8 protein-coding genes are annotated in these 6,313 nt (G+C 66.0%); 2 read left to right on the top strand and 6 right to left on the bottom strand.

The genetic code is table 11. The features are described from left to right. Together Q8O80_RS17600 and pyrF are read right to left on the bottom strand one after the other, a co-directional pair. Positions 1 to 667: TIM barrel protein (locus Q8O80_RS17600; protein ID WP_305581649.1), on the bottom strand; the 667-nt coding region annotated here is incomplete at its 3' end. Next, positions 664 to 1,362, bottom strand: coding sequence for an orotidine-5'-phosphate decarboxylase (gene pyrF, locus Q8O80_RS17595; protein WP_305581647.1), 699 nt, complete (start codon positions 1,360 to 1,362; stop codon positions 664 to 666). The genes Q8O80_RS17600 and pyrF, both read right to left, overlap by 4 nt. A gap of 216 nt (positions 1,363 to 1,578) precedes the next feature. Between pyrF and Q8O80_RS17590 the strand changes: the two genes are divergently transcribed. Next, on the top strand, positions 1,579 to 1,797 hold the full coding sequence (locus tag Q8O80_RS17590; protein WP_305581644.1) for a hypothetical protein: 219 nt from the start codon (positions 1,579 to 1,581) through the stop codon (positions 1,795 to 1,797). Here Q8O80_RS17590 and Q8O80_RS17585 read toward each other — a convergent pair. Further along, positions 1,790 to 2,389, bottom strand: coding sequence for a histidine phosphatase family protein (locus Q8O80_RS17585; protein WP_305581642.1), 600 nt, complete (start codon positions 2,387 to 2,389; stop codon positions 1,790 to 1,792). The two genes, Q8O80_RS17590 and Q8O80_RS17585, sit on opposite strands and share 8 nt — an antisense overlap. Positions 2,390 to 2,391: 2 nt before the next feature. Next, positions 2,392 to 2,940 carry an NADPH-dependent FMN reductase gene (locus tag Q8O80_RS17580; RefSeq protein WP_305581640.1) on the bottom strand — a complete coding sequence of 183 codons (549 nt, stop codon included), beginning with the start codon at positions 2,938 to 2,940 and terminating at the stop codon, positions 2,392 to 2,394. 114 nt (positions 2,941 to 3,054) lie between these two features. Between Q8O80_RS17580 and Q8O80_RS17575 the strand changes: the two genes are divergently transcribed. Further along, on the top strand, positions 3,055 to 3,462 hold the full coding sequence (locus Q8O80_RS17575) for a VOC family protein (protein ID WP_305581638.1): 408 nt from the start codon (positions 3,055 to 3,057) through the stop codon (positions 3,460 to 3,462). A gap of 143 nt (positions 3,463 to 3,605) precedes the next feature. Here Q8O80_RS17575 and dnaJ read toward each other — a convergent pair whose 3' ends face one another. Together dnaJ and Q8O80_RS17565 are read right to left on the bottom strand one after the other, a co-directional pair. Further along, positions 3,606 to 4,739 carry a molecular chaperone DnaJ gene (gene dnaJ, locus Q8O80_RS17570; RefSeq protein WP_305581636.1) on the bottom strand — a complete coding sequence of 378 codons (1,134 nt, stop codon included), beginning with the start codon at positions 4,737 to 4,739 and terminating at the stop codon, positions 3,606 to 3,608. 233 nt (positions 4,740 to 4,972) lie between these two features. Continuing rightward, on the bottom strand, positions 4,973 to 6,025 hold the full coding sequence (locus tag Q8O80_RS17565) for an alpha/beta hydrolase (protein WP_305581634.1): 1,053 nt from the start codon (positions 6,023 to 6,025) through the stop codon (positions 4,973 to 4,975). Between the last annotated feature and the right edge of the window lie 288 nt (positions 6,026 to 6,313).

Genomic DNA, 6,313 nt, shown 5'->3' with positions numbered 1-6,313 from the left:
AGGCGAGCTTCTGCCCGATGGGCAGGCGCCCGCTGCCGGGCTGGTGGCGGCCGGGGTGGTCGGCGATATGGAGGTGGAACACCAGGCCCAGCCGGCCCGCCAGCACCGTCTCGGGATCTTCGTCCATCACCATGGAATGATACATGTCGTAGGTGAGCCCGATCTCGGGGCGATTAACCGCCTCGACGATGTCGAGCCCTTCACTGGTGCTGGTCAGATAGTAGAAGGGATGATCGACGCGATCATTGAGCGGCTCCAGCGCCAGCCGGACGCCCGAACCGGCCAGCACCTCGGCCGAGCGGGCCATGGCCAGGGTCAGCGCCTCGTGCTGACGGGCGCGCTCGACGCCCTCCAGCAGCGGCCCGGACTGGCAGATCAGGATCGGCGCACCCAGACGGATGGCCACATCGCGGCTCTGTTCGAGACCGGCGAGGAACCGGTCATGCCCGGTTTCCCGGGTCAGCTCGGCAAAGGGTTCGGCCACCATGGCCAGCAGGGGCAGGCCGGTAGCGCCCAGCGCGTCCTCGATGGCGTCGAGATCCTTGTCTGACCAGCGCCAGAATTCGACGCCGGCCATGCCCGCCGCCCTTGCCAGATGGATGCGCTGGGCGACATCGGCGCTTTCGCGCACAAACAGCATGTCGATGCAGGCGGAGAACCGGCTCACGCCAGCCGCGTGCCGGTGTTCATCTCGGCCAGGATGGCCCGGGCTGCCGCCGCCGGATCGGCCGCCTCGATGATCGGGCGCGCCACCACCAGATGGCTGGCGCCTGCCGAAAGCGCCTCGGCCGGGCTCATCACCCGCTTCTGGTCGCCCGCCGGACTGCCGGCTGGCCGAATGCCCGGGGTGACGATGGAAAGCTCTGCGCCCACAATGTCGCGCACCATGGCCGCCTCATGCGCCGAGGCCACCAGCCCGCCAATGCCGGCATCGCGCGCCTGCTGCGCCCGCAGCGCCACCAGCCCGGCCGTGTCGCGGGCAAAGCCGGCTTCCTTGAGATCGGCATCGTCCATCGAGGTCAGCACCGAAACGCCCAATATGCTCAGCCCCGAGCCGGCCGCCCCGCGCACCGCCGCGCGCATGCATTGCGGATAGGCGTGCACGGTCAGCATGGTGGCGCCGGTCGCGGCGATGGCGGCGACGCCCTGCTCCACCGTATTGTCGATATCGAGCAGCTTGAGATCGAAGAACACCTTCTTGCCCGCAGCCAGAAGCGCCTTGCCCAGCGCGAAGCCGTCGGCGCCATAAAAGCACTGATAGCCGATCTTGTAGAAATCGACATCGTCGCCCAGCAGCGCCACGATCTCCTCGGCGCGGGCGCGTGAGGAAACGTCGAGGCCCACGATCAATTGGCCAGCCATGGTGTTTTCTCCGATGTCGATTATCGCGTGGGAACTAGCCCAAAAACCACCGCTTCGCAACCCGCCGCCCACCGCGTGACGATCCGGTTTGTTCAACGATCGGGAAGGCGCCGCTCAGTCAAACCAGCGCCCCTTGAGGCCTCTGGTGGCTGAAACTTGTCGCCCGGCCCCCGCCATGACTATGCTGGTCCCATTGCTTCCAAGGGATATTGCCCCATGTCCAAGATGCTGCTCACCCACCTCAACCACGATCTGGCCAACCACAAATCCTATGTGCAGTTTGTCTGGGCAGATGATCCTTCCAAGCGATTGGGTCTGGAAGTCCCCTTCGGCACCACGCTGGCCGATGCCGAGCGTGAAGCCATCGCGGCGGTGCGGGCGCTGTCGAGTGAACTGGCGGCAGCCGAGATCGAGGCGCCCCCGCCGCCTAGCTGAACCAGCCCGGCGCGGCATCCTCCATGGCGCGCCAGTCGCTGCCCAGTTGCGGCGGCTCCAGCGTAAAGGCAAAGCAATTGCCACCGCCGGGATGGCCGTGCCGGCTCTGATCCTCGCTGCGCGCAATGGCGCGGCCGCCGATATGGCATTTGAGCAGCGTGCCCACCGCGCCGTGGCCGCAGAACACCACGGGCCGCTCACTGGCCACACTGGCCAGCGCCCGCGTCACGGCAGCCACGATGCGCGCCTGGGCATCAAGGGCGCGCTCCCAGCCTTCGGCACTCAGCTCGGGCGCGGCAAAGAACCGGTCCGCCATGGCTTCGAACCGGTCGCCGGGCAGATAGCCCGTCGCGCTGCGATCATTCTCCCCCAGGGCGGGATCAATGCGCACGTCGCGATCGCTCGAGACAATCGTCGCCAGCTCCAGCGCCTTGCGCTCCTCGCTGGCAAAGACCACCGCATGGGCCGGCACCACGCCGCGCGCCGCAAAGGCTTCGGCCCGCGCCCGGCCCTCCGGGCTCAACCCCCAATGCGGCACCGCGATGTCCGGGTCGATCGTGACCTGGGGATGGGTGAGGTAGAGCGCGCGCATGCTCAGTCGCCGCGACTGAAATGGGTCAGTTCATGCACCATCTGCTCGACCTTGCGGCTGATCGCCGGTTCGACGAAATTGTCCTGGGCGTCAAACGCCTGATCGGCCGGACCGATGCCGAGCAGGGTCGGCACCACCAGGGCGCCCACCTTGGTCAGCGATTCGCGCAGATGGCTGAGCGACCAGATCGTGCCATATTTGCCCGAGCTGACCCCGCCAATGCCGAAAATGGCATGGCGGAACGGGCTCGGCCGCTGCCGGCTGACCCAGGTGACCGCATTGACCAGCAGCGGCGGCAAACCGCCATTATATTCGGGCGTGGCGATGAAGATGATGTCGTGGCTGCGCCACAGTGCGGCCAGCGCCACTGCCCCTTCGGGCACCGCCTCGGCCTCCAGATCCTCATTGAAAATGGGCAGGTTGAAATCGCCCAGATCGATGGCATTGACCGTCACGCCCGCGGCTTCGAGCCTGCGGCCCATATGGGCCTGCAATTTCAGATTATGCGAGCCTTGGCGGATCGATCCGGACAGGGTCAGGGCAGTGGTCATGTCATCTCCAACGCAATGATTGTCGAAAGTGACGTGGCTGGTCCGTCGTGGCAAGAGCGTTGCCCCGGATCGGGCAATGTCCTAGCCATATCAACCCATCAGGGAGTATTGCCCATGTCTGCAATGATCTTCGTCAACCTGCCGGTCACCGATCTGGACGCCGCCATGGCCTATTACAAGGCCATTGGCTTTGATCACAATCCGCAATTCACCGATGAGACAGCGGCCTGCATCGTCATCAGCGACACCATTTTTGTCATGCTGCTCACCCACGCCAAGTTCAAGCAGTTCTCGCCCCTGCCCATCCCCGATCCCAAGGCCCAGACCCAGGCGCTATACGCCCTGTCGCGCGACGACCATGCCGCCGTCGATGCCATTGCCGAGGCCTGCCTGAAGGCTGGTGGCACCGAAGCGCGACCAGCTCAGGACATGGGGTTCATGTATTCCCGTGCCATCGCCGATGTGGACGGTCATGTCTGGGAGTATTTCTGGATGGATATGGGGCAGATGCCCCAAGGCTAAGGATTGGAAGGTCCGCTTGAGCCCGTTGACGCATGCCGGCCTAAAGGAAAAGGCCGGGATGCACGAAAGCCTCACGCGCTTCAAGCACAGCTCTCATGGCCTCAACGGGGGAATCGCTCCACCGGAGCGATTTCGGTTCCGCCTCAAGCCTCAAACATCTTCTTGAGCTTGTCGAAGAACCCGCCCGAGGTGGGGTTGGTCTCTTCGGTCTCGAGCTTGGCAAACTCTTCGAGCAGTTCGCGCTGCTTGCGGCTGAGCGCCTGCGGCGTCTCGATATCGAGCTGCACATACAAGTCGCCGACATCCTTGCTGCGCAGCACCGGCATGCCCTTGCCCTTGAGCCGCACGCGCTGCCCCGGCTGGGTGCCGGCGGCGACCTTCACCTTGGCGCGGGCGCCATCGAGCGTGGGGACTTCGAACTCGCCGCCCAGCGCCGCAGTGGTCATGGCAATCGGCACCCGGGCAAACAGGTCGGCCCCATCGCGCTGGAACAGGCCATGGGGACGCAGCGAGATGAAGATATAGAGATCGCCCGGCGGGCCACCGCGCAATCCTGCCTCGCCCTCATTGGCCAGCCGGATGCGCGTGCCGTCCTCAATGCCCTTGGGAATATCGACGCTGAGCGTGCGGTTTTCCTGGCGACGGCCCTGGCCACCGCAATCGGTGCAGGGCTGGTCCATCATCTGGCCACGGCCCTGGCAGACCGGGCAGGTCCGCTCGATGGTGAAGAACCCCTGCGCCGCGCGCACCTTGCCATGGCCATTGCACTGGCGGCAGGCATGGGTGCCGGTGCCCGGCTTGGCGCCCGAGCCGTCACAGGTGGTGCAGCCCACCAGGGTGGGCACATCGATTTCGACGGTGCGGCCCTCAAAACTCTCTTCGAGGCTGATTTCCAGATTGTAGCGCAGATCGTTGCCGCGCAGCTTGGCGGCGCCGCCACCGCCGCGCCGGCCGCCGCCGCCCATGAAATCGCCAAAGATGTCGTCGAAGATATCGGACATTGACGAGCTGAATTCGGGGCCGAACCCGGCCGGACCACGCCCGCCGCCATTCTCGAACGCGGCATGGCCAAACCGGTCATAGGCGGCCCGCTTCTGGCCGTCCTTGAGCGTGTCATAAGCCTCGCTGATTTCCTTGAACTTGGCCTCGGCCGCGTCATCGCCCGGATTGCGGTCCGGGTGATGCGTCATGGCGAGCTTGCGATAGGCGCTTTTGAGCGCGGCGTCATCAGCGCCCTTTTCAACGCCGAGCACCTCGTAGAAATCCCGTTTAGACAAGAAGCACGTCTCCAATGCATTGCCGGTCGCGACAGGCGCGCCCGACCAAACCTAGCCCCTAGATGGCAATCGACCCCACCACCCGCAAGGGGGCTGGGGTCGCAACGCTGCTTTGCGGCGGTGAGAACGTCACTTTCCGGCACAAAACAGCGTTCAATCGCGCTGGGGGCGACCCATTGCCCGCTCCTGTAGCAAGAGCGGGCGCGGTCTTCAACACGGGTGATTCGGTTTGCCTAACGGCCCGGCGCCGCCGCAAAGGCCTGGGTAAGCGCCCCGGCGATATCGGCCTGGGCAAACAGGGCCTTGGTGACAATCAGCCCGAGGCCGAAAAATCCCTGGGTAACCCCGTCATAGCTCCAGCAATTGACCGGCACCCCGGCCTGGTGCAGCGCTGCTGCCAGCGCCTCGCCTTCCGAGCGCAGCGGGTCGATCCCGGCCAGCACGATGCTGGCGGGCGCCAGGCCGGCCAGATCGGTGCGGCGCGCCAGTTGCAGCCGGGGCTCGTCCTCGGGCACCCCATCGGCCAGCAGGTGCCGCAGCCGCCAGCGCATGGCCGCAAGACCAATCGGACGGGCCCGCAACGCCTCGCCATAGGAAGGACGGCTCAGATCGGTATCGGCCATCGGGTGGATCAGGGCCTGATGCACCGGTTGATGGCCGCCCTGGTCACGCGCCAGCACGGCCACATAAGCGGCCAGATTGGCGCCGGCATCCTCGCCCGCTACCGCCACCTGGCGCGGATCGCCGCCCAGCCGGTGGGCCTGGCGGCTCAGCCAGTTCCAGGCGGCCCAGGCATCGTCATGGGCGGCGGGAAAGCCGTGTTCGGGCGTCAGCCGATAGCCAACGGACAGCACAATGGCGCCGGTCCGTCGCGCCAGGGCCCGCGCGGACCAATCATGGCTGTCCAGGTCGCCGGTGACGAAACCGCCGCCGTGAAAAAACAGTATCAGCGGATTGAGCCGCTCGCGCAGGCCGCTCGGGCGATAGAGGCGCGCGGGCACCTCGCCATCGCCGCCGCTGACCATCACATCTTCGGCTGCCACCGCGTCGTCTTCCGGCACCGTGCCGGCCCGTGCCATCAGGGCCGCAACAGCGTCGTTCATCCCCGCTTGCTGACGGGCCTCGGCAGGCGTCAATTGCTCGAGCGGGCGCTCGTCCAACTGGGCCAGCATATCGAGCACCGCCTTCATGTCGGTATCCAGCCCGGCCATCGGGTCGCCGCCGATCAGCTCGGCCAACCGGCCAATGGACTCGTTGGCATCGTCGGGGGCGCTGGAAGTGGTCATGGGCAGACGCCTTGAAGGTTTGGACGGCCTCCTGTGACAGAGGAACCGGCCCGCATTTGGGCTCAATCATGGATAAAGTGCGGCAGCCCCGTGACCGCCACAGCCGCAAGCCGCCCGTTGCGCCGCAGCGACCGGGCTGATTCACGTGAAACCTCGAGGGGAAAGCCAGTGCTGCGCGGCCTTGTGGAGGGGCAGCGCTACGATTGCAGCCTCCGCTGACGGGCGGCGCACAATACATAAAGTGGCAGCGAGGAGGGGGAAACCGTCTCGCTGCCCGTCAGGATCAGG

This window comes from Devosia sp., assembly GCF_030689745.1.
GTDB classification, from domain to species: Bacteria; Pseudomonadota; Alphaproteobacteria; order Rhizobiales; family Devosiaceae; genus Devosia; species Devosia alba.
The sequence above is the reverse complement of the archived record's forward strand: the minus strand, read 5'-3'. Positions and strand labels throughout refer to the sequence as shown.